Origin of the sequence: Ottowia sp. SB7-C50 (assembly GCF_033110285.1) — a bacterium.
In the GTDB taxonomy this organism is placed as follows: domain Bacteria; phylum Pseudomonadota; class Gammaproteobacteria; order Burkholderiales; family Burkholderiaceae_C; genus Ottowia.
Genome location: NZ_CP136995.1, coordinates 2,075,935 through 2,095,098 on the forward strand (window position 1 = coordinate 2,075,935; position 19,164 = coordinate 2,095,098).

Here is a 19,164-nt window from a genome sequence, read left to right on the forward strand (position 1 = left end):
ACTTCATCACTCCCATGACGCGCGCTCGCGCGCCAGATAAGCATGAACTTCGTCGACGTCCTTGCCATACATATCCTTGGCGATACCGGCATAGTCCATCACAGACTTTCGCTTGGCCGGCTCGGCACCCGCCGTGGCGAGCGTGATGACACCGTTCTGATAACTGGCCACCAGCACATCGTTGGCGCGAATCCGCGCGGCGCGAACAATCGCCATCGGCAATGTGATTTGGTGCTTTTCACGCACCGTGACTTGCGTCATCGCAGCCTCCAGAGGATAAAGTTGTAAAAATTCAGAATTTCCAACATGATAGGCGCTCGCATCGCCTGCTTCAAGTGCCCCCGTGCCATGATTGCCCACTTCATGGTGTCAGCCCAGGCGTCGCCCCATCTTGGGCGGCCAGCCCCTCCAATTGCCTCAGCAGCGCCAACAGGCTCTCCGGATTGGCCACATGGGCGATCACCGGGCGGATGGGCACCTGGCCGTTGTCCTGCACGTCGCCGACCACGCCGTGCTCCTTCAGGCCCGCCAGCAACTGGCGCAGGCGTTTGTCGTCTTTCTGGTCGCTGCCGCTTTCGCCCAGGTGCGTAGCGAGTTCAGCGCCCAGTTCGGCCAAGCCGACGCGCGCCACGCCGCCGCCGATGCCGGCTTGCTGTTCGTGCGCGAGGTAGTGTTGGCGCAGCAGGGCGAGCAGCAGCGATTGCTCCAGGTTCAGGCGCTGGCGGCGCACCAGGGGGTGCGTCCAGCCCGTGTTAGCGGATTCGGCACCGCCCTCAGGCGGCATGTCGGCCGCGTCGTCGCCGGCATAGTTGCGGCCCACGCTCAAATAGGCCAGCCCGCGCACCTCATCCAGCCGGCATTGCAGATCGAGAGGCTCCAACGCCTGGGCGATTTCGCGCGGGCGTTGGCGCAGCAGTTCGTAGACCTTGGGGCGCTCTTCTGCCTCGACCACGCCGGTGCGCAGCAGCTCCTGCACAACACTCTTGATGGCTGGGGGCGTGAGGGGGCCACTCTCAAGCGGCGTGGCTTCCAGACCCGGGTTTTCAGGCAAAACATGCGTCCAGGTCGGTGCCGTGTCTTGATGTTCCGCTCTCTTTTCAGGAGTATTCCGCTCGGCTGCTTGCTGCACGCGTTGGTCGAACACGTTGCTCATTGGCCCTCCTCCACCGCCACCACGTCACCGCGCGCCCGCTGCAAAGCCGCGGGCGTGAGCGGGATGTCAGGCAGCTCGAACTGCCATTCGCCGCCATCGGGCAAGGTCACGGGCACCTGCACGCGCGGGGCGACGTGCGCGTCGGCACCGCCGTGCAGCGCGGCGTCCAGCCACACGGCCAGCGTCTGCAAATCGTGCTCGGGCGGCAATGCACGAACAAGGTCAGGCCAATGCAGTCCATCCGGGTGGTCGACCAGAACGGCGGCGGTTCGCGCCAGCAGCGCGGCCTCGTCCAGCGTGTCGAAGGCGGCCCAGAAGGCGTCGTCCATATCATGAAGATTGACCGGCTGCTCGTCGAAGCTCAGCGTGGGCTGCGGCGCGTCGGTGCCGTCGCTGTAGACCAGCCGGTCCAGCGGCTTGATCTGGTGGTTGCCCTGCGCAAAGGCTAGCGCCACCGGCGGCACGTCGGCCGACGTGCGGCGCAGCGCCTGGCGCGACCAGTCCAGCCCCAGCGCGGCGTGCAGCACCTGCTGCACCAGCTGGCCGACGCGGTGGTGCTCGGCCGCCAGGCCGGTCTGCATGAAGCTGCGCACGTCGCTCTCGCTACGAGCGCGCGCGTCCATCACCTGGCGCGATTCGCGCACCAGCAGCGGAATCAGCCAGTGCAGGTCGCTGCGCTGCTGGTCGTTGAAGGCGGAGGCAGCCAAGGCGTGGGTGCGAATTTCCTTCAAGCGCGCCGCCATCTCCGTCAAGCCGCCGGCGCCCTGCAACTGCTCATAAAAGCCGTGAAAGACGTGGCCCTCGGGCGATTGCAGCAGCGCGTCGTGGCTGTCGAGCAGGCTGTCAAGCACCTGGCCGCGGTTTTGCTGCTGGCTGATGATGGTTTCGCGCAGCGCGCGGTCGGCTTCGCGATACGAATCCTCCACGCGACGAAAGTCGGCGCGCAGGCCCATCGCCAGTTCGTAGAGGTTCTTCATGCCCTCGATGGCGGGCGCGCCGGCCAGCACCTGCACGCGGCCGGCGCGCACGTCGGCCAGTTCGGCCTGCAGGGCTTCGATGCGGCGCTCCAGCGCGGCGGCGCGCGCTTCGGCGTCGGGGCTCAAGGCCAACGCCAACGCCTCGGCCTCTCGCTGCACCGTGGCCAGGCGCGAGGCGGTCGACGTCATGATGCGCTGGCGCAGGCCCGACACAAAGCCCAGCGCGTGTTGCAGCGCATCGGTCGCTTGCAACTTGCCTTCGCGCTCGGTCAGCAGGCGACGACTGATCCACTCGGCACTTTCACGCCGCGCCAGAACCAGCAACTCATCGGGGTCGCTGGTGCCGACTTCGAAATCGGGGTCGTTGGCGTACTCGCCCAGCATTGCGGCCAGGCTTTGCACCGCTTCTTCGTGGTCGACGCCGCCGACGCGGCTTTGCAGCAACGATTGCAGGCAGGCCAGAATCAGCGGGGCTCGCCGCGCTGCCAACAGCGACCAGGCCGGATGCTGGCGCCTTGCATGCACCAGCATCTGGCACCATTCGCGGGAACTCAAGTCGGGTCGCGTCATCAAGGAGTGAGCGTACACCGCCCCGTGCGATCTGATTCCCGCATTCTGCCGGCGCATCAATCTTGTTGACCCCCTAAAATGCTAGTTTTGCCGCTCTCGTCGAACACATGACTTCCATCACCGGCAGCATCGTCGCCCTTGTCACCCCCATGCTGGAGGACGGTAGCGTCGACTACCCGAGCCTGCGCAAACTGATCGACTGGCACATCGCCGAAGGCACCGACTGCATCGGCGTGGTCGGCACCACGGGCGAGTCGCCCACGGTCGACGTCGAAGAACACCAGGAGATCATCCGCGTCTCGGTCGAGCAGGCCAAGGGGCGCGTGCCGATCATGGCCGGCTGCGGCGCCAACTCCACCGCCGAGGCGATCGAGCTGGCGCGCTTTGCCAAGAAGGTCGGCGCCGACTGCCAGTTGCAGGTGGTGCCCTACTACAACAAGCCCACGCAAGAGGGCCAGTACCAGCACTTCAAGGCCATCGCCGAAGCCGTGGGCGACTTGCCGATGTACCTGTACAACGTGCCTGGCCGCAGCGTGGCCGATATGCAGCACGACACGGTGCTGCGCTGCGCCCAGGTGCCGGGCATCGTCGGCATCAAGGAAGCGACGGGCAACATCGAGCGTGCGCAGTGGCTGATCCGCGACGTGCCCAAGGGTTTTGCGGTGTTGTCGGGCGACGACCCGACCGCCGTGGCGCTGATGCTGTGCGGCGGCCAGGGCAATGTCAGCGTCACCGCCAACGTGGCGCCGCGACTGATGCACGAGCTGTGCGTGGCGGCCATCGCAGGCGACCGCCAGAAGGCGATGGAGATCCAGTTCAAGCTGATGCCGCTGCACAAGCAGTTGTTTGTCGAGGCCAACCCGATCCCCGTCAAGTGGGCCATGGCGCGCATGGGCCTGTGCCAGGGCGCCATGCGGCTGCCCATGACGCCGCTGGACAAGGCCAACGAGCCGGTGGTCGAAAAAGCGCTGAAGGCCGCCGGATTGCTCTGATTTCAGGAGCATACAGCGCTTTTCTGTTGCGGGCCAGAGACCGATTTTGTTCACAAGGATTGCGAACGTGACGTTTGTTCAACCCCCCTTCTCCCGCGCGCTGCTGGCCGCGGCGGCGGCCACGCTGGTCATGGGCGGCTGCTCCGTGCTGGAGCCCGACAAGATCGACTACAAGACGTCGGGCCGCGGCGTGTCGCTGGAGGTGCCGCCCGATCTGAGCCAGCTGCCCGGCCAGTCGCGCTACAGCATGCCCAGCGGCAGCGTGACCGCCTCCGGCTACCAGGCCGGCCAGGTGGCGGCGCAGGCTGCGGGCGTGCCCACCGCGTCCAACCAGGTGGCCGACGTGCATTACGTCCGTCAGGACGGCGAGCGCTGGCTGCGCGTTGATCGACCGCCCGAAAAGCTGTGGGGCCCGGTGCGCGACTTCTGGCTGGAAAGCGGCTTTCTGCTGGCGATTGACCAGGCCAACATGGGCATCATGGAAACCGACTGGGCCGAGAACCGGGCCAAGATCCCGCAGGACTTCATCCGCAGCACCCTGGGCAAGGTGTTCGATTCGCTCTATTCGACCGGCGAGCGCGACAAGTTCCGCACCCGCATGGAACGCAATGCCCAGGGCGGCACCGACATCTTCGTCACCCACCGCGGCATGGAAGAGGTGTATTCGTCGGCCCGCAAGGACAGCACCGTGTGGCAGCCGCGCGCGCGCGACCCCGAACTCGAAGCCGAATTCGTGCGCCGCATGATGGTCAAGCTGGGCGTGTCGCAGGAGCGCGCCAAGGCCGAGCAGGCCGCCGCCGTCACCGCACAAGCCAGCAAGCCCAACGCCCGCGTGGTCAGCGCGGCCGGCGTGCCGGCGGTGCAACTGGACGAGGACTTCGACCGCGCGTGGCGCCGCGTCGGCCTGGCGCTGGACCGCACCGGCTTCACCGTCGAGGACCGCGACCGCAGCAAGGGCATTTACTTCGTGCGCTACGTCGACCCCGCCGCCGAAAAGAAAGACCCCGGCTTCTTCGGCCGCCTGGTCGGCCGCGCCAGCCAGCAGTTGCCGACCAGCCAGTACCAGGTCGCCGTGCGTGCGCAGGGGCCGGGCAGCCTGGTGACGGTGCAGGACCGCGCCGGCGCACCCGCCAACGCCGCCGACGGGCAGCGCATCGTCCAGGTGCTGGCCGACGAGCTGAAATAAGCCGCCGCCCCGGATGCTGCGCTTTCGCAGCCTGGCCAGCGGCAGTTCGGGCAACGCCACCCTCGTCGAAGCCTACGACGGCCTGCACCACACCCGGGTGCTGGTCGACTGTGGACTGGGCCTGCGCCAGCTGCAGGCGGCGCTGGCCGCCGAAGGCCTGGGCCTGCAAGACCTGGACGGCGTCTTCATCACGCACGAACACGGCGACCACGTCGGTTGTTCACCCACGCTGCTGGCCCGCCACAGCGTGCCGCTGTGGACCAGCGCCGGGACTGCGCAGGCCATGGGGCTGGCGGACAGCACGCCGGGCTTGCACCGGGTGCGCGACGGCCAGGTGTTTTCCGTCAGAGGGATCGAATTCCACCCCTTCACCGTCCCGCACGACGCGCGCGAGCCGCTGCAACTGCGCTGCTCCGACGGCAACCGCTGGCTCGGAATGATGACCGACATCGGCCATGTCTCGGCCTATGCGCTGGCCAATTTGGCCGGCATGCACGCGCTGGTGCTTGAAAGCAACCACGACGTGGATTTGCTGGCGCGTTCGGCGTACCCCGACTTCCTCAAGCGCCGCGTGGGCGGCCAGCATGGGCATCTCAGCAACGTGCAGGCCGCCGCCGCACTGGCGGCGCTGCGGCATGACCGGCTGAACACGGTGGTTGCGGCGCACCTGAGCGAGCGCAACAACCGGCCCGACCTGGTGAGCCGCGCCTTTGCGACGGTGCTGAACTGCGCCGACGAGGACATCCTGCTGACGGCCCGCCGCGGACGTGACTGGCTGGTGGTGTGAGCGCGCGCCGGGCACGCAGAAACAAAAAAGCCACTCGACCAGAGTGGCTTTTTTGTTGGCGCGCCCTTCGCAGGGCGCGCGACAGCGGCCAATTACTTGGCGGCGCTGGCAGCAGCGGCAGCCGCGTTGGCGGCGCCGGCAGCGGCGTTGGTCGCGCCAGCAGCAGCGGCGGTGGCAGCGGTGGTGGCGGCGTCGGCGGCTTTGGCGGCAGCAGCGTTGGCGGCAGCGCCAGCGGCGTCGGCAGCAGCGCCCACGGCAGCGCCGGTGGCGGAAGCAGCGGCACCGGCGGCGGAAGCGGCTTCTTTCACGGCAGCGCCGGCGGCGGAAGCAGCGGCGTCCTTGGCGGCGTCAGCGGCGGAAGCAGCGGCGGCGGCAGCGTTGGCGGCCGACTCGGCAGCAGCCGGAGCGGGAGCGGGCGCGGGCGCCGGCTCTTCCTTCTTGCCGCAGGCGGCCAGCGAAGCGGCGGCGATCAGGGCGGCCAGCAGGAGCGATTTGTTCATTTCAATGGTCCTCGTCGTGGATTGGGAGTTATTTGACGGAAAGCCCCAAAGCGCTGCAGGTCTCACCGCCACGCCCTGGCTGAGAGAAAAGAACTCAACTCTTTCCGCTCAACCGAAAATTATAGCTTGCCGCCAGCACAATTGCGGCAAACCCTGATGCATCGGCGTCATGCGTGGCAAGCACGCATCAAAGTCCCAGGGTGTAGGCCGGAAATCCGGCGCTGCTGCGCGCCAGCCAGCCGTCGATGTCTTCCCGCAGCCGGCGCCGCCTGCCGGGGTCGCGGCCGCACCAGCCGGTGTGGCGAATGCCTTCGGTGCGCTGCAGCGCCCACGACGGCGCCCAGAGCGCGCTGGGCAGTTGCTGCGGGTCCGCCTCGCGGCAGATGCGGCATTCGATCTTGTGCGCCCATTGGCGCCGCCATTCGACGAATCGGGCATGCTGCCGCGGCACCTCGTCGTAGCGGCACGCCAGCAGCGTGCAGCCCTGCGCGTGGCGCACCCACTGCTGCAGCGCGTCGATCACGGCCGCGTCGTTCAACGGCCAGTCGACAAAGTCCGCATCGCTCAGCACCCATTGGGGCCAGCGCTCCGACGCCGCCCTTGCCAGGGCGGAGCGCACATGGCTGCGAAAGTTTTCGCGGCCCACGAAAGCCTGGGTCAGCGCATCGTCGCCAGGCGCCGGCTCATCGCGCATGCAGCCACCCGGCTTCGCGCCATTGGTCGAGCAGCGCGCGGGCATCGGCGCTCAGGCGCGCCACGTCGGCCGCCGGCAGGCGGCGCGCGTCGGCCAGCGCGCGCATGATGCGCGCGTCGCGGCCGCCGGCGCGGAAACCTTCGCCGTTGATGAACACGTGCTGCGCGTCGTAAAGCATGCGGGTGCGGCGGTCGAGCACCAGATCACCCGTGCCGGGCTGATCCGGCGCGGCCGCATCGAACCAGACGTTGGCCTTGGGCTCGGTCAGCATCTCGCCCAGCAGCAGCGCCAGGTGCTCGGGATGGTCGAAGGCCTTCTGCAGCGCGTCGCGCGCGAAGTCCAGCATGGCGTCGGGCAGCAGGGCCGGCTGCGCGGTCGCGGGCTGCCGGGGGTCGCGGTACGCCGCATCGCCCACCAGGTCGGTGGCATCGTCGGCCATGCGTTGCAGCACTTCGCGCACCATTTCGTCGCGCGCCGGCTGGCGAAAGCCGATGGAGCAGGTCATGCACTCGCCCACCGCAATGCCGTCGTGCGCCCAGCGCGGCGGCAGATAGAGCATGTCGCCCGGGTCGAGCACATATTCTTCCTCGGGCTCGAAGTCGGCCAGTATCTTGAGCGGCAGGCCTTCGACCAGCCGCAGGTCCTTCTGCCGCCCGATGCGCCAGCGGCGCTGGCCTTGGGCCTGCAGCAGAAACACGTCGTAGCTGTCGAAGTGCGGGCCTACGCCACCGCCATCGGTGGCGTAGCTGATCATCAGGTCGTCCAGCCGCGCATCGGGCACGAAGCGAAAGCGCTGCAGCAGCTCGTAGGCGCGCTCGTCATGCAGATCGACGCCCTGCACCAGCAGGGTCCAGCCGGCGCGGGCGGTGGGCGGCAGCGCGCGCCGGGCCAGCGGCCCGCGCCGCAACTGCCAGCCGCGCGCGCCGCTGCTGATGAGGCGCGATTCCACGCCCTCCTCCGCGGCCAGCGCAAACAGCTCGGCGCGCGCCAGCGGCGGCTTGAAGCCGGCGATGGCCTGACGCACCAGCAGCGGCTTTTTCTGCCAGTGGCGTTGCATGAAGCGGGCGGGCGACAGGCCGCCGAGAAGTGGCAGGGGTTGATCGAGATCCATGCCGCAAGCATACGCAGCCCGGCGCCGACCGCCTTGCGATGCGACAATGCGCGCCATGGAAATCACACCGCATTGCGTTGTTGGACTCACCTGGACGCTGAAGGACAGCCTGGGCGATACGCTGGACGAACTGAAGGAGCCGGTCGAGTTCCTGGTCGGCAGCGACGACCTGCTGCCCGCGATCAGCACCGCGCTGCAGGGGCATGAGCCGGGCGCGATGCTTGACCTGAATCTGGAGCCGGAAGACGCTTTTGGCGACTTCGACGAGCACCTGGTCTTTCTGGCCCCGCGCGACCGCATGCCCGAGGGCATCGAAGAAGGCATGCTGCTGGAGGCGGACGCCCTGCCAGCCGAATCGATCGCCGACGCACCGCCGGGCTCGATCTTCATGGTGACCGAGCTTTACCCGGAACACGCCGTGCTGGACGCCAACCATCCGCTGGCCGGCATTTCGCTGCGACTGCACCTGAAGGTGCATTCGGTGCGCGAAGCGACGGCCGACGAACTGGAGCGCGACAGCGCCGGGACCGGCTTTTTCAGGCTGCAACCCGAGCCGTCCGCCGGTACGCCCTGACGCACCGCGCGCCAGCCATAAAAAACGGCACCCGAAGGTGCCGTTTTTGCTTGGTGCTGGTCAGGCAGCGAATCAGCGGTAGAGCTGGTCGCCGTCGGCGCGCACGCGGTCGCCGATCTGCACGTTGGGCGCCTGCCCGTAGTCGAACTGACGCACGCTGCCGTTGTCGAACTGCACCGTGACGCGGTAGTAGTCGACATTGCTGCGGTTCATGTTCTGCTCCAGCGCGCGGCCGATCAACGCGCCGCCCACCACGCCTGCCACCGTGGCAGCCGTACGCCCGCTGCCACCGCCCACCTGGCTGCCGGCCAGGCCGCCGACGGCGCCGCCCACCACGGCACCCGCCACGCCGGACGTCTGGCCGCCGCGCAGGTATTCCACGTTGGTCACGCGACCGAACTGGGCGTATTGCGCCTGACCGGCGGGGTAAGTCGTGGTCGGGTAGCTGCCGACCGGGTAGGTGTTGCCGCCGAGCGGCGCGGGCTGCGCGCACGCCACCAGGGCGGCAGCGGCGCTGACCACGGCGAGAGAGGAAAACACACGAGGTGTGAGGGCCATGAGAAATCTCCTTGTGAATGGATCAAGTGCACCGTCCGGGACGTGCGCCTGCGCGATCAACGCAATGCAGGTCGATTTGAACGGCAAGCGTGTGGCGCTGCCACCCAGCAGTGGCGTAACGCAGCGTCAGCCGCGCGGCGCAGTCCGGGTAGGAATGCGCCTACGCCGACCCGGCCGCGGCATCAGCCACGACCGGTGGAACCATACCCGCCCGTGCCGCGCTCGGTCGCCACAAAGCCGTCCACCAGATTGAACGTCGCCTGCACCACCGGCACGATCACCAGTTGTGCAATGCGCTCCATCGGCTCGATGGTGAAGACCGTATCGCTGCGATTCCAGGCGCTCACCATCAACTGGCCCTGGTAGTCGCTGTCGATCAGCCCGACCAGGTTGCCCAGCACGATGCCGTGCTTGTGGCCCAGGCCGGAGCGGGGCAGGATCAGCGCCGCATAGCCAGGGTCCGCCAGGTGGATCGCCATGCCCGTGGGCACCAGCTGCCACGCGTTGGGCGCCAGCGTCAGCGGCGCGTCCAGGCACGCGCGCAGGTCCAGGCCCGCACTGCCGGGTGTGGCGTAGGCGGGCATCTGCTCGCGCAGGCGCGGGTCAAGGATTTGTACGTCGAACTTCATGCGTCCAACCCCGACACGCGGCGCGCGATTTCCTGCACCAGTTGCTGCGCCAGCAGGCGCTTGCTGGCGCGCGGCAGTTCGGTCACGCCCTCGTCGTCGACCAGCAGCAGCGCGTTGTCGTCCTTGCCGAAGGTGGCCGGGCCGATGTTGGCCACCAGCAGCGGCACGCCCTTGCGCGCGCGCTTGGCCTGCGCGTTGGCCTGCAGGTCCTGGCTTTCGGCCGCGAAACCGACGCAGTACAAGTCACCCGACTGCGCGCGCGGCGAATGCGCGATGTCGGCCAGGATGTCGGGGTTTTCGACGAATGCCATCTGCGGCACGTCGCCCGAGCCGTCCTTCTTGATCTTGTGCTCGGCCTGCGTGGCGGGCCGCCAGTCGGCCACGGCGGCGGTAGCTATGAATATATGAGCATCGTGCGCATGCGCCACGGTCGCTGCGTGCATGTTTCTCGCTGAATCGACGTCGACACGCCGAACGCCGCGCGGTGTGGGCAGGTGCACCGGGCCGGCGATCAGCGTGACGTCGGCACCGGCTTCACGCGCCGCGCGGGCAATGGCAAAGCCCATCTTGCCGCTGGACAGGTTGGTGATGCCGCGCACCGGGTCGATGGCCTCGAACGTCGGCCCCGCGGTGATCAGCACGCGCTGGCCCAGCAACGGCTTGGGCGCCAGAAAGGCGATCAATTCCTCCAGCAACTCGGCCGCTTCCAGCATCCGTCCGTCGCCGAATTCGCCGCAGGCCTGGTCGCCGTGCGCCACGCCCAGCACGGTGGCGCCGTCCTCGACGACCTGGCGCAGGTTGCGCTGGGTGGCGGGGTGCGCCCACATCTCGCGGTTCATGGCCGGGCCCAGCAGCAGCGGCACGCGATGGATCGGGCGCGCCAGGCACATGAGCGGCAGCAATTCGCCCGCCCTGCCCTGCACCAGCTGCGCGATGAAGTCGGCGCTGGCCGGCGCCACGACGATGGCGTCGGCCTCGCGGCTCAGGTTGATGTGCGCCATGTTGTTGTCGGGCCGCGCGTCCCACTGCGACACGTAGACCGGCCGCCCCGACAGCGCCTGCATCGCCACCGGCGTGATGAACTGACAGGCCGCCTCGGTCATGACCACCTGCACCGTGGCACCGGCCTTGATGAGCAGGCGGCAGAATTCAGCCGCCTTGAAGCAGGCCGCGCCGCCGGAGAGGCCCAGCACGATGTGGCGACCGGCCAGTTCGCCAGCGACAGCGGTCGCATTCGGGTTCGCATTCATGCCGCGCAATGTAGCAAATGGCCGCCGGGATGCCGGCTTTCCTATAATCGAAATTTCCCACCGAGCGAAGGCTCCAAGCCCTTCGTCCTGACATGACCAAATTCGTCTTCGTCACCGGCGGTGTGGTGTCTTCCCTGGGCAAGGGAATCGCCTCGGCCTCCCTCGCTGCGATCCTCGAATCGCGCGGCCTCAAAGTCACCCTCATCAAGCTCGATCCGTACATCAACGTCGATCCGGGCACCATGAGCCCCTTCCAGCACGGTGAAGTGTTCGTTACCGACGACGGCGCCGAGACCGACCTGGACCTGGGCCACTACGAGCGCTTCATCACCACGCGGATGAGGAAGGCCAACAACTTCACCACCGGCCAGATCTACAAGAGCGTGCTCGAAAAAGAGCGCCGGGGCGACTACCTGGGCAAGACGGTGCAGGTGATCCCGCACGTCACCAACGAAATCCAGGACTTCATCAAGCGCGGCGCGGGCGTGGGCACGGCCGGCGCGGTGGACGTCGCCATCGTCGAGATCGGCGGCACCGTGGGCGATATTGAGTCGCTGCCCTTCCTCGAAGCGGTGCGCCAGCTCAGCCTGCGCATGGGGCCGAACAACGCCGCCTTCGTGCACCTGACCTACCTGCCGTGGATCGCCGCCGCGGGCGAGCTCAAGACCAAGCCCACCCAGCACACGGTGCAGAAGCTGCGCGAGATCGGCATCCAGGCCGACGCCCTGCTCTGCCGTGCCGACCGGCCCATTCCGCAGGAAGAGCGTGACAAGATCAGCCTGTTCACCAACGTGGCGGCCTGGGGCGTCATCAGCATGTGGGACGTGGACAGCATCTACAAGGTGCCGCGCATGCTGCACGAACAGGGCCTCGACGGCCTGATCTGCGACAAGCTGCGCCTGAACACGCCGCCCGCCAACCTGAAGCGCTGGGACGGGCTGGTGCACGAAGTGGAAAACCCGCAGCGCGAAGTCACCATCGCCATGGTCGGCAAGTACGTCGACCTGTCGGACAGCTACAAGTCGGTCAACGAGGCGCTGCGCCACGCCGGCATGCACAACCACGCACGGGTCAAGATCGACCACGTGGATTCCGAAACCATCACGCCTACCAGCGTGGCGCAACTGGCCAAGTACGACGCCATTCTGGTGCCCGGCGGCTTTGGCGAGCGCGGGGTGGAAGGCAAGATCGCCACCGCCCGCTATGCGCGCGAGCACCAGTTGCCCTACCTGGGTATTTGCCTGGGCATGCAGGTGGCCACCATCGAATACGCGCGCAACGTGGCCGGCCTGGCGGGCGCCAACAGCACCGAGTTCGACGCCGACACGCCCCACCCCGTCATCGCCCTCATCACCGAGTGGAAAGACAAGGACGGCAGCATTCAGCAGCGCAGCGAAAAGTCTGACCTGGGCGGCACCATGCGCCTGGGCGCGCAAAGCTCCGACGTGCAGCCTGGCACGCTGGCGCACAGCATCTACGGCGACGTGGTGACCGAGCGCCACCGCCACCGCTACGAGGCCAACGTCAACTACCTGGACAAGCTGCGCGACGCGGGCCTCGTCATCTCCGCGCTGACGCAGCGCGAGCACCTGACCGAGATCGTCGAACTGCCGCAAAGCGTGCACCCCTGGTTCATCGGCGTGCAGTTCCACCCCGAATTCAAGAGCACGCCCTGGGACGGCCACCCGCTGTTCAACGCCTTCATCCAGGCCGCGCTGGCGCATCAGGATGCGCGCGTGGGTCAGGACGGCGCCAAGACGCTGAAAGCCGTCAAATGAAATTGTGCGGATTCGACATTGGGCTGGACCAGCCGTTCTTCCTGATCGCCGGCCCGTGCGTGGTCGAAAGCGAGCAGTTGCAGATGGACGTGGCCGGGCAGTTGAAGGACATCACCGGTCAACTGGGCATCCCGTTCATCTTCAAAAGCAGCTACGACAAGGCCAACCGCTCGTCCGGCACCAGCTTTCGCGGCCCGGGCATGGACAAGGGGCTGGACATCCTCGCCAAGGTCAAGCAGACGCTGGGTGTGCCGGTGCTGACCGACGTGCATTCGGAAGCCGAGATTCCTGCCGTCGCCCAGGTGGTCGACGTGCTGCAGACGCCCGCCTTCCTGTGCCGGCAAACGGACTTCATCCGCGCCGTGGCGCAATCAGGCAAGCCCGTCAACATCAAGAAGGGTCAGTTCCTCGCACCCCATGACATGAAGAACGTCATCGACAAGGCGCGCGCCGCCGCGCGCGAAGCCGGCCTGCCCGACGACAACTTCATGGCCTGCGAGCGCGGCGCCAGCTTTGGCTACAACAACCTGGTCAGCGACATGCGCAGCCTGGCGATCATGCGCGAGACCGGCGCGCCGGTGGTGTTCGACGCCACGCACAGCGTGCAGTTGCCGGGCGGCCAGGGTACGTCCAGCGGCGGCCAGCGCGAAATGGTGCCGGTGCTGGCGCGCGCGGCCGTGGCCGTGGGCGTGGCCGGACTGTTCATGGAAACGCATCCCGACCCCAAAAACGCGCTCAGCGACGGGCCGAACGCCGTGCCGCTGAAGCACATGAAGGCGCTGCTCGAAACCTTGCTCGCGCTCGATCAGGTGACCAAGCGCCAGCCTCTGCTCGAAAACGATTTCTCTGCCTGAAAGGAACCCCGCCATGCCCAGCGGCTACATCATCGCCAACGTGCGCGTCACCAACCCCGAGCAGTACGAGGAATACAAGAAGTGGTCGACCGAGGCTTTCAAGGCGCACAACGCCGAAATCTGCGTGCGCGGCGGCCAGACCCAGGTGATGGAAGGTGACTGGCAACCCGAGCGCGTGGTGATCGCCAAGTTTTCCAGCTTCGAGGCGGCCAAGGCCTTCTACGATTCGGCCGAATACCTCAGGGCCCGCCAGGCGCGCGAAGGCGCGGCCATCATGCGGCTGGTGGCGGTCGAAGGCGTCTGACGCCCGCTGAATACTACACTATTGATAGCACCCTGCGCTTATTCATCCAGCGCAGCAAGCATATTTGATTCTTTTTTAAAACCTTAGGAAATGACTCATGAGCGCCATCGTCGATATCGTCGGCCGTGAAATTCTCGACAGCCGCGGCAACCCCACCGTCGAATGCGACGTGCTGCTGGAAAGCGGCGTGATGGGCCGCGCCGCCGTGCCCAGCGGCGCCTCCACCGGCTCGCGCGAAGCGATTGAGCTGCGCGACGGCGACAAGGCGCGTTACCTGGGCAAGGGCGTGCTGAAGGCCGTCGAGCACATCAACACCGAGATTTCCGAAGCCGTGCTGGGCCTGGACGCGTCCGAACAGGCCTTCCTCGACAAGACCCTGATCGACCTGGACGGCACCGACAACAAGTCGCGCCTGGGCGCCAACGCCATGCTGGCCGTGTCGATGGCCGTGGCGCGCGCGGCGGCTGAAGAGAGCGGCCTGCCGCTGTATCGCTACTTCGGCGGCATGAACGGCTGCCAGTTGCCGGTACCGATGATGAACGTCATCAACGGCGGCGCGCACGCCAACAACAACCTGGACCTGCAGGAGTTCATGATCATCCCGATTGGCGCCAAGAGCTTCCGCGAAGCGCTGCGCCAGGGCGCCGAGGTGTTCCACGCGCTCAAGAAAATCATCCACGACAAGGGCATGAGCGTGGCCGTGGGCGATGAAGGCGGCTTTGCGCCCAACGTCGAGAACCACGAAGCGGCCATCCAGCTCATTCTGCAAGCCATCTCGGATGCGGGCTACACCGCCGGCCAGGACATCGTGCTGGGCCTGGACTGCGCCAGCAGCGAGTTCTACAAGGACGGTCACTACGTGCTGGAAGGCGAAGGCAGCGTCAAGCTGTCGGCGGCGCAGTGGACGGACATGCTGGCCACCTGGGTCGACAAGTACCCCATCATCAGCATCGAGGACGGCATGGCCGAGGGCGACTGGGACGGCTGGAAGCTGCTGACCGAGCGGCTGGGCCAGAAGGTGCAGCTGGTGGGCGACGACCTGTTCGTCACCAACACCAAGATCTTGAAGGAAGGCATCGACAAGCACATCGGCAACTCGATCCTCATCAAGATCAACCAGATCGGCACGCTGACCGAAACCTTCCAGGCCATCGAGATGGCCAAGCGCGCGGGCTACACGGCCGTCATCAGCCACCGTTCGGGTGAAACGGAAGACTCGACCATTGCCGACATCGCCGTGGGCACCAACGCCGGGCAGATCAAGACCGGTTCGCTCAGCCGCTCCGACCGCATGGCCAAGTACAACCAGTTGCTTCGGATTGAAGAAGACCTGGGCGACATGGCCGTGTACCCGGGCCGCGAGGCGTTCTACAACCTGAAGTAAGCGCTGCTGCAACGCCGACCAGCGCGGCCCGGCCGGCGCCCAGGCGTCGCCCGGGCCTCTTTTCCGCCCTGGCGCCCGCCCCGCTTCGCGCTATACTGCGGAAAAGATAGCACTTTAGCCCCGCCCCAGTGCGTCCATCCTGCCCATCATGACCTCCCGCATCGTTCCAGCCGTCCTGCTTGTGCTGCTGGTGGTGATTCACGCCCAGTTGTGGGTGGGGCGCGGCAGCCTGCCCAACGTGACGGCGCTGCAGCGCAAGCTGGACCAGCAGCAGGCCGCCAACGCCCAGGCGCGGCTGACCAACGAGCAACTGGCGTCAGAAGTGGAAGACCTGCGCGCCGGCCTGGGCATGGTCGAAGAACGTGCCCGCATCGAGCTGGGCATGGTCAAGCCCAACGAGATCTTCGTGCAGGTACATAAGTAGGAGGCATCGGCCTGAGCGGCTGATGCCGCTTTACACGCAGGGCCTGCTCCACGGCATTCGACCGCCCACCTCGGCAGAGAGACGCCAAAAATCAATAGTCCGGTTGCCAGTCCACCGTGATCCGGCGGGCCGTCAGGTCGACATCGTCCACGTAGGCGTCCACGAACGGAATCATGCGTTCGAGTGGCTTGCCGCTGTCCTGGTACGCGATCACCAGCACCTGCTGCGGGCCGGTGGCCATCAGGTCGCTGACTGTGCCCAACGCCACCCCTTCGCGGTTGACGACGGCCAGGCCGATCAGGTCGACCCAGTAGTACTCGCCCTCTTCCGGCGTCGGGAAGGACGAACGGGCAATGAAGATGCGCGCACCCTTCAGGCCTTCAGCGGCGGTGCGGTCGGGAATTTCGTGGGCGCTGGCGACCACCGCGGCGGCATGGTCGCGCGCTTCCTTGATCGACAGGCGAACGGTGCCTGAAAACGAAGGCTTTGCGCCGTGCTCGGATGGTTGCAGAAACCACCGCTTGGAAGAAAACAGCGCCTCGGGCGAGGCGCTGTAGGGCTGAACCTTGAACCAGCCCTTGATGCCCCAGGCGTCCAGGATGCGGCCGACTTCGACCGCGTCCGCCGGCAACGGGGCCGGCTCGGGCGCTCCCGGGTGCATCGGGATGTCAGGCGGCGGCGGGCGCGGCCTTGGCAGCCTGCTTGACCAGGCGGGCCACGGTGGGCGACGGCTGGGCGCCGACACCCAGCCAATGGGTCAGGCGGTCCTGGGCGATGCGCAGGCCTTCCTCGCCCTCGACGGCGCCGGGGTTGTAGAAGCCAATGCGCTCAATGAAGCGGCCATCGCGACGCACGCGCTTGTCGGCGACGACAATGTTGTAGAAGGGGCGCGCCTTGGCACCGCCACGAGACAGACGAATAACGACCATGGTGAAAAATCCTGTGGGTGGTGATTCCTGCATGCGGCCTGCCATCCCGGTTGGGGCAAGCTGGCGGACGACCGCGCTGCCGGGTTCTTTCGATGCTGAGACACGCGACATGGCCACCCGGCCAGCGACACATCGAAAAGCCTATGATTATAGCTTGGCCGCGCGGGCTCTGGCCTGCGCCTTGATGGCCCCCATCCAGCGCTGCTCCGCGATACCCGATACGACGCCTGCCCCGATGAAAAACAAGACCCTGGCCACCTGGCTCACATTCCTCGGCGGCCCGCTCGGGCTGCACCGCTTCTATCTGAGGGGCTTTGGCGACCTGCTCGGCTGGCTGCTGCCGATCCCCACCGCGCTGGGCCTGTATGGCGTCGAACGCGTGCAGCGCTTCGGGCAGGACGACCAGTGGAGCTGGCTGCTGATCCCGCTGCTGGGTTTCACCATCGCGGGTTGCGCGCTGATGGCCATCATCTACGGACTGATGACGCCAGAAAAGTGGAACGCGCGGTTCAACCCCCAGCTCGACCCCGAAGCCGCGCCCGGCCACACCCGGTGGATCACCGTGATCGGCATCGCCGTCGCCCTGATGGTGGGCACCGCGGTGCTGATGGCGTCGCTGGCTTTCAGCTTCCAGCGGTATTTCGAATACCAGATCGAGGAAGCGCGCAAGATTTCGCAATGACCTGCGCGCGCGGGCCGGGCCCGGCTTCGCCCCGCCAACGTCAGAACAGCACCAGGCTCAGCCAGTAGCCGACCGCCGCCACCAGCGCGCTGGCCGGAATGGTCAGCACCCAGGCCCAGACGATATTGCCTGCCACGCCCCAGCGCACGGCGGACGCGCGCTGGGTCGAGCCCACGCCGACGATGGCGCCCGTGATCGTGTGCGTGGTCGACACCGGGATGCCCAGCCCGGTGGCGATGAACAGGGTCAGCGCCCCCCCCGGTTTCGGCACAGAAGCCGCCGACTGGCTTCAGCTTGGTGATCTTCTGCCCCATGGTCTTGACGATGCGCCAGCCGCCAAACATGGTGCCGAACGCAATGGCGCCGTAGCAGCTGACGATGACCCACATCGGCGGGGCCGCGTCCGACGCGGCGGTGTAGCCGGTGGCGATCAGCAGCATCCAGATGATGCCGATGGTCTTCTGCGCGTCGTTGCCGCCGTGGCCCAGGCTGTAGGCACCGGCGCTCACCAGTTGCAGCCGGCGGAACCACTTGTCCACTCGCCCCGGCCGCGTGCGCCGAAATATCCAGGCCACGCCCACCATCATGAGCGAGCCGAACAGGTAGCCCAGCAAGGGCGACACGAAAATGAAGATCACCGTCTTCATGATGCCGGCGCCGATGAGCTGGCCGACGCCCGACTTGGCGATCACCGCACCCACGATGCCGCCGATCAGCGCGTGCGACGAACTGCTGGGAATGCCGTAGTACCAGGTGATCAGGTTCCAGGTGATCGCCCCCAGCAGCGCCCCGAAGACCACGTGCGTGTCCACCACCCCCGGCTGGACGATGCCCTTGCCCACCGTCGCCGCGACGCTGAGGTGAAAGATGAAGATCGCGATGAAGTTGAAGAACGCGGCGAACAGCACCGCCTGCGTCGGCCGCAGCACGCCGGTGGACACCACCGTGGCAATCGAGTTGGCGGCATCGTGAAAGCCGTTCATGAAGTCGAACGCGATCGCCAGCGCGACCAGCAGCGCCACGACCCACAGGGCAGCTTGAGCGGTTTCCATGGCCCGGCGCCCTTCAGGAATTCTCGAGCACGATGCCTTCGATCTGTGTGGCCACCGCCTCGCACTTGTCGGTCACCGTTTCCAGCAGTTCGTAGATCGCCTTGAGCTTGATGACCTCGCGCACGTCGGGTTCCTCGCGGAACAGCTTGCTCATGGCGGCGCGCATGACGCGGTCGGCGTCGGATTCGAGCTGGTCGATCTCCTCGCAGGTCTTGAGCGCCGCCTCGGCCACGTTCTGCTCGGCAATCTTGCCCAGCAGGCGCACCGCCGCCTGCACGCGTTGGCAGCACTTCACCGCCAGGTCGGACAGGCGCTTGATCTCTTCCGTCATGTGATGGATGTCGTACAGCGCCATGGTTTCGGCCGAGTCCTGCAGCAGGTCGGCCACGTCGTCCATCAGGTTGATCAAGCCGTGGATCTGCTCGCGGTCGATGGGCGTGATGAAGGTGGTGTGAATGAGCCGGTTGACCTCGGCCGTCACGCGGTCGGCGGCGCGCTCGGCGTTGTCCACTTCCTGGTTGTAGCGCGTGCGCGCCTGCGGATCGGCATAGTTGTCGACCAGGCGCTCGAACGCCTGCGCCGCTTCTACGATGCGGTCGGCGTGCTGGTTGAACAGGTCAAAAAAATTGCCCTCCTTGGGCAACAGTTTGCTGAACAGCATGAGACGGGTCTCCCCCTTCGATGGATCGTAGGCGCCAGAAATGGAAAGCATTTCATGACATTCACGTGAGTGTAACCACTCGGCAACCCTCGCTTCACAATCGGCGGGGCCAGAT

At 66.8% G+C, this 19,164-nt stretch carries 22 protein-coding genes and 1 pseudogene; 10 read left to right on the forward strand and 13 right to left on the reverse strand.

Annotated features, from left to right (window positions below):
* Window positions 1-6: 6 nt before the first annotated feature.
* The 3 genes from R0D99_RS09830 to R0D99_RS09840 all read right to left on the reverse strand — a co-directional run bounded on the left by R0D99_RS09830 (window position 7) and on the right by R0D99_RS09840 (window position 2,685).
* The gene (locus R0D99_RS09830; protein ID WP_317748074.1) at window positions 7-261 is read right to left on the reverse strand and encodes an AbrB/MazE/SpoVT family DNA-binding domain-containing protein; all 255 of its coding nucleotides are present in this window, start codon (window positions 259-261) and stop codon (window positions 7-9) included.
* Between the two features lie 100 nt (window positions 262-361).
* Window positions 362-1,051: a DUF4194 domain-containing protein gene (locus R0D99_RS09835; RefSeq protein ID WP_317748075.1), complete on the reverse strand. Its 690-nt coding sequence runs from the start codon at window positions 1,049-1,051 to the stop codon at window positions 362-364.
* 98 nt (window positions 1,052-1,149) lie between these two features.
* Window positions 1,150-2,685 (reverse strand): DUF3375 family protein, encoded by a 1,536-nt coding sequence (locus tag R0D99_RS09840; protein ID WP_317748076.1) that lies wholly within the window; start codon window positions 2,683-2,685, stop codon window positions 1,150-1,152.
* A gap of 122 nt (window positions 2,686-2,807) precedes the next feature.
* Between R0D99_RS09840 and dapA the strand changes: the two genes are divergently transcribed.
* From dapA to R0D99_RS09855, 3 genes are all read left to right on the forward strand, one after another.
* Entirely contained in the window at window positions 2,808-3,692 is an 885-nt protein-coding gene (gene dapA, locus R0D99_RS09845) for a 4-hydroxy-tetrahydrodipicolinate synthase (protein ID WP_317748077.1), read from the forward strand.
* A 130-nt stretch (window positions 3,693-3,822) separates the two neighbouring features.
* Window positions 3,823-4,878 (forward strand): outer membrane protein assembly factor BamC, encoded by a 1,056-nt coding sequence (gene bamC / locus R0D99_RS09850; protein ID WP_317751062.1) that lies wholly within the window; start codon window positions 3,823-3,825, stop codon window positions 4,876-4,878.
* 13 nt (window positions 4,879-4,891) lie between these two features.
* Complete coding sequence (locus R0D99_RS09855) at window positions 4,892-5,665, forward strand: MBL fold metallo-hydrolase (protein WP_317748078.1); 774 nt, start codon at window positions 4,892-4,894, stop codon at window positions 5,663-5,665.
* Between the two features lie 92 nt (window positions 5,666-5,757).
* On the opposite strand, the gene R0D99_RS09860 is transcribed toward R0D99_RS09855, so the two are convergent.
* The 3 genes from R0D99_RS09860 to R0D99_RS09870 all read right to left on the reverse strand — a co-directional run bounded on the left by R0D99_RS09860 (window position 5,758) and on the right by R0D99_RS09870 (window position 7,970).
* Window positions 5,758-6,165 carry a hypothetical protein gene (locus R0D99_RS09860; RefSeq protein WP_317748079.1) on the reverse strand — a complete coding sequence of 136 codons (408 nt, stop codon included), beginning with the start codon at window positions 6,163-6,165 and terminating at the stop codon, window positions 5,758-5,760.
* A 187-nt stretch (window positions 6,166-6,352) separates the two neighbouring features.
* Window positions 6,353-6,859 (reverse strand): hypothetical protein, encoded by a 507-nt coding sequence (locus R0D99_RS09865; protein WP_317748080.1) that lies wholly within the window; start codon window positions 6,857-6,859, stop codon window positions 6,353-6,355.
* Window positions 6,849-7,970 carry a JmjC domain-containing protein gene (locus R0D99_RS09870; RefSeq protein ID WP_317748081.1) on the reverse strand — a complete coding sequence of 374 codons (1,122 nt, stop codon included), beginning with the start codon at window positions 7,968-7,970 and terminating at the stop codon, window positions 6,849-6,851. Before R0D99_RS09870 ends, R0D99_RS09865 begins: the two co-directional genes overlap by 11 nt.
* Before the next feature lie 55 nt (window positions 7,971-8,025).
* On the opposite strand from R0D99_RS09870, the gene R0D99_RS09875 reads away from it, so the two are divergent.
* Window positions 8,026-8,544, forward strand: coding sequence for an FKBP-type peptidyl-prolyl cis-trans isomerase (locus tag R0D99_RS09875; protein WP_317748082.1), 519 nt, complete (start codon window positions 8,026-8,028; stop codon window positions 8,542-8,544).
* A 72-nt stretch (window positions 8,545-8,616) separates the two neighbouring features.
* On the opposite strand, the gene R0D99_RS09880 is transcribed toward R0D99_RS09875, so the two are convergent.
* The 3 genes from R0D99_RS09880 to coaBC all read right to left on the reverse strand — a co-directional run bounded on the left by R0D99_RS09880 (window position 8,617) and on the right by coaBC (window position 10,981).
* Window positions 8,617-9,102, reverse strand: a complete 486-nt coding sequence (locus tag R0D99_RS09880; RefSeq protein WP_317748083.1) for a glycine zipper 2TM domain-containing protein — start codon at window positions 9,100-9,102, stop codon at window positions 8,617-8,619.
* A 182-nt stretch (window positions 9,103-9,284) separates the two neighbouring features.
* Window positions 9,285-9,731, reverse strand: a complete 447-nt coding sequence (dut, locus tag R0D99_RS09885) for a dUTP diphosphatase (RefSeq protein WP_317748084.1) — start codon at window positions 9,729-9,731, stop codon at window positions 9,285-9,287.
* The gene (coaBC, locus tag R0D99_RS09890; protein WP_317748085.1) at window positions 9,728-10,981 is read right to left on the reverse strand and encodes a bifunctional phosphopantothenoylcysteine decarboxylase/phosphopantothenate--cysteine ligase CoaBC; all 1,254 of its coding nucleotides are present in this window, start codon (window positions 10,979-10,981) and stop codon (window positions 9,728-9,730) included. Before coaBC ends, dut begins: the two co-directional genes overlap by 4 nt.
* Before the next feature lie 92 nt (window positions 10,982-11,073).
* On the opposite strand from coaBC, the gene R0D99_RS09895 reads away from it, so the two are divergent.
* From R0D99_RS09895 to R0D99_RS09915, 5 genes are all read left to right on the forward strand, one after another.
* Window positions 11,074-12,759, forward strand: coding sequence for a CTP synthase (locus tag R0D99_RS09895; RefSeq protein ID WP_317748086.1), 1,686 nt, complete (start codon window positions 11,074-11,076; stop codon window positions 12,757-12,759).
* Window positions 12,756-13,613 carry a 3-deoxy-8-phosphooctulonate synthase gene (kdsA, locus tag R0D99_RS09900; RefSeq protein WP_317748087.1) on the forward strand — a complete coding sequence of 286 codons (858 nt, stop codon included), beginning with the start codon at window positions 12,756-12,758 and terminating at the stop codon, window positions 13,611-13,613. Before R0D99_RS09895 ends, kdsA begins: the two co-directional genes overlap by 4 nt.
* A gap of 13 nt (window positions 13,614-13,626) precedes the next feature.
* Window positions 13,627-13,917 carry a DUF1330 domain-containing protein gene (locus tag R0D99_RS09905; protein ID WP_317748088.1) on the forward strand — a complete coding sequence of 97 codons (291 nt, stop codon included), beginning with the start codon at window positions 13,627-13,629 and terminating at the stop codon, window positions 13,915-13,917.
* A gap of 97 nt (window positions 13,918-14,014) precedes the next feature.
* Window positions 14,015-15,301, forward strand: coding sequence for a phosphopyruvate hydratase (gene eno / locus R0D99_RS09910; protein WP_317748089.1), 1,287 nt, complete (start codon window positions 14,015-14,017; stop codon window positions 15,299-15,301).
* Between the two features lie 148 nt (window positions 15,302-15,449).
* Complete coding sequence (locus tag R0D99_RS09915) at window positions 15,450-15,725, forward strand: septum formation initiator family protein (protein ID WP_317748090.1); 276 nt, start codon at window positions 15,450-15,452, stop codon at window positions 15,723-15,725.
* Window positions 15,726-15,816: 91 nt separating this feature from the next.
* On the opposite strand, the gene rimM is transcribed toward R0D99_RS09915, so the two are convergent.
* The gene (rimM, locus tag R0D99_RS09920; protein ID WP_317748091.1) at window positions 15,817-16,386 is read right to left on the reverse strand and encodes a ribosome maturation factor RimM; all 570 of its coding nucleotides are present in this window, start codon (window positions 16,384-16,386) and stop codon (window positions 15,817-15,819) included.
* Window positions 16,387-16,393: 7 nt separating this feature from the next.
* Entirely contained in the window at window positions 16,394-16,654 is a 261-nt protein-coding gene (gene rpsP / locus R0D99_RS09925; RefSeq protein WP_317748092.1) for a 30S ribosomal protein S16, read from the reverse strand.
* Between the two features lie 235 nt (window positions 16,655-16,889).
* On the opposite strand from rpsP, the gene R0D99_RS09930 reads away from it, so the two are divergent.
* Window positions 16,890-17,336 carry a hypothetical protein gene (locus R0D99_RS09930; RefSeq protein ID WP_317748093.1) on the forward strand — a complete coding sequence of 149 codons (447 nt, stop codon included), beginning with the start codon at window positions 16,890-16,892 and terminating at the stop codon, window positions 17,334-17,336.
* Window positions 17,337-17,376: 40 nt separating this feature from the next.
* Here R0D99_RS09930 and R0D99_RS09935 read toward each other — a convergent pair.
* A pseudogene (locus R0D99_RS09935) lies at window positions 17,377-18,388 on the reverse strand (inorganic phosphate transporter).
* A 13-nt stretch (window positions 18,389-18,401) separates the two neighbouring features.
* Entirely contained in the window at window positions 18,402-19,049 is a 648-nt protein-coding gene (locus R0D99_RS09940; protein WP_317748094.1) for a DUF47 domain-containing protein, read from the reverse strand.
* Window positions 19,050-19,164: the final 115 nt, after the last annotated feature.

What these genes read in the sequence shown, in the direction of transcription:
- R0D99_RS09870 (WP_317748081.1), bottom strand. Translation starts at nt 7,970, where the DNA reads ATGGATCTCGATCAACCCCTGCCACTTCTCGGCGGCCTGTCGCCCGCC.
- R0D99_RS09830 (WP_317748074.1), bottom strand. Translation starts at nt 261, where the DNA reads ATGACGCAAGTCACGGTGCGTGAAAAGCACCAAATCACATTGCCGATG.
- R0D99_RS09895 (WP_317748086.1), top strand. Translation starts at nt 11,074, where the DNA reads ATGACCAAATTCGTCTTCGTCACCGGCGGTGTGGTGTCTTCCCTGGGC.
- eno (WP_317748089.1), top strand. Translation starts at nt 14,015, where the DNA reads ATGAGCGCCATCGTCGATATCGTCGGCCGTGAAATTCTCGACAGCCGC.
- R0D99_RS09880 (WP_317748083.1), bottom strand. Translation starts at nt 9,102, where the DNA reads ATGGCCCTCACACCTCGTGTGTTTTCCTCTCTCGCCGTGGTCAGCGCC.
- R0D99_RS09860 (WP_317748079.1), bottom strand. Translation starts at nt 6,165, where the DNA reads ATGAACAAATCGCTCCTGCTGGCCGCCCTGATCGCCGCCGCTTCGCTG.
- R0D99_RS09875 (WP_317748082.1), top strand. Translation starts at nt 8,026, where the DNA reads ATGGAAATCACACCGCATTGCGTTGTTGGACTCACCTGGACGCTGAAG.
- dut (WP_317748084.1), bottom strand. Translation starts at nt 9,731, where the DNA reads ATGAAGTTCGACGTACAAATCCTTGACCCGCGCCTGCGCGAGCAGATG.
- dapA (WP_317748077.1), top strand. Translation starts at nt 2,808, where the DNA reads ATGACTTCCATCACCGGCAGCATCGTCGCCCTTGTCACCCCCATGCTG.
- R0D99_RS09905 (WP_317748088.1), top strand. Translation starts at nt 13,627, where the DNA reads ATGCCCAGCGGCTACATCATCGCCAACGTGCGCGTCACCAACCCCGAG.
- rimM (WP_317748091.1), bottom strand. Translation starts at nt 16,386, where the DNA reads ATGCACCCGGGAGCGCCCGAGCCGGCCCCGTTGCCGGCGGACGCGGTC.
- coaBC (WP_317748085.1), bottom strand. Translation starts at nt 10,981, where the DNA reads ATGAATGCGAACCCGAATGCGACCGCTGTCGCTGGCGAACTGGCCGGT.
- R0D99_RS09855 (WP_317748078.1), top strand. Translation starts at nt 4,892, where the DNA reads ATGCTGCGCTTTCGCAGCCTGGCCAGCGGCAGTTCGGGCAACGCCACC.
- R0D99_RS09940 (WP_317748094.1), bottom strand. Translation starts at nt 19,049, where the DNA reads ATGCTGTTCAGCAAACTGTTGCCCAAGGAGGGCAATTTTTTTGACCTG.
- rpsP (WP_317748092.1), bottom strand. Translation starts at nt 16,654, where the DNA reads ATGGTCGTTATTCGTCTGTCTCGTGGCGGTGCCAAGGCGCGCCCCTTC.
- R0D99_RS09930 (WP_317748093.1), top strand. Translation starts at nt 16,890, where the DNA reads ATGAAAAACAAGACCCTGGCCACCTGGCTCACATTCCTCGGCGGCCCG.
- bamC (WP_317751062.1), top strand. Translation starts at nt 3,823, where the DNA reads ATGGGCGGCTGCTCCGTGCTGGAGCCCGACAAGATCGACTACAAGACG.
- R0D99_RS09865 (WP_317748080.1), bottom strand. Translation starts at nt 6,859, where the DNA reads ATGCGCGATGAGCCGGCGCCTGGCGACGATGCGCTGACCCAGGCTTTC.
- kdsA (WP_317748087.1), top strand. Translation starts at nt 12,756, where the DNA reads ATGAAATTGTGCGGATTCGACATTGGGCTGGACCAGCCGTTCTTCCTG.
- R0D99_RS09915 (WP_317748090.1), top strand. Translation starts at nt 15,450, where the DNA reads ATGACCTCCCGCATCGTTCCAGCCGTCCTGCTTGTGCTGCTGGTGGTG.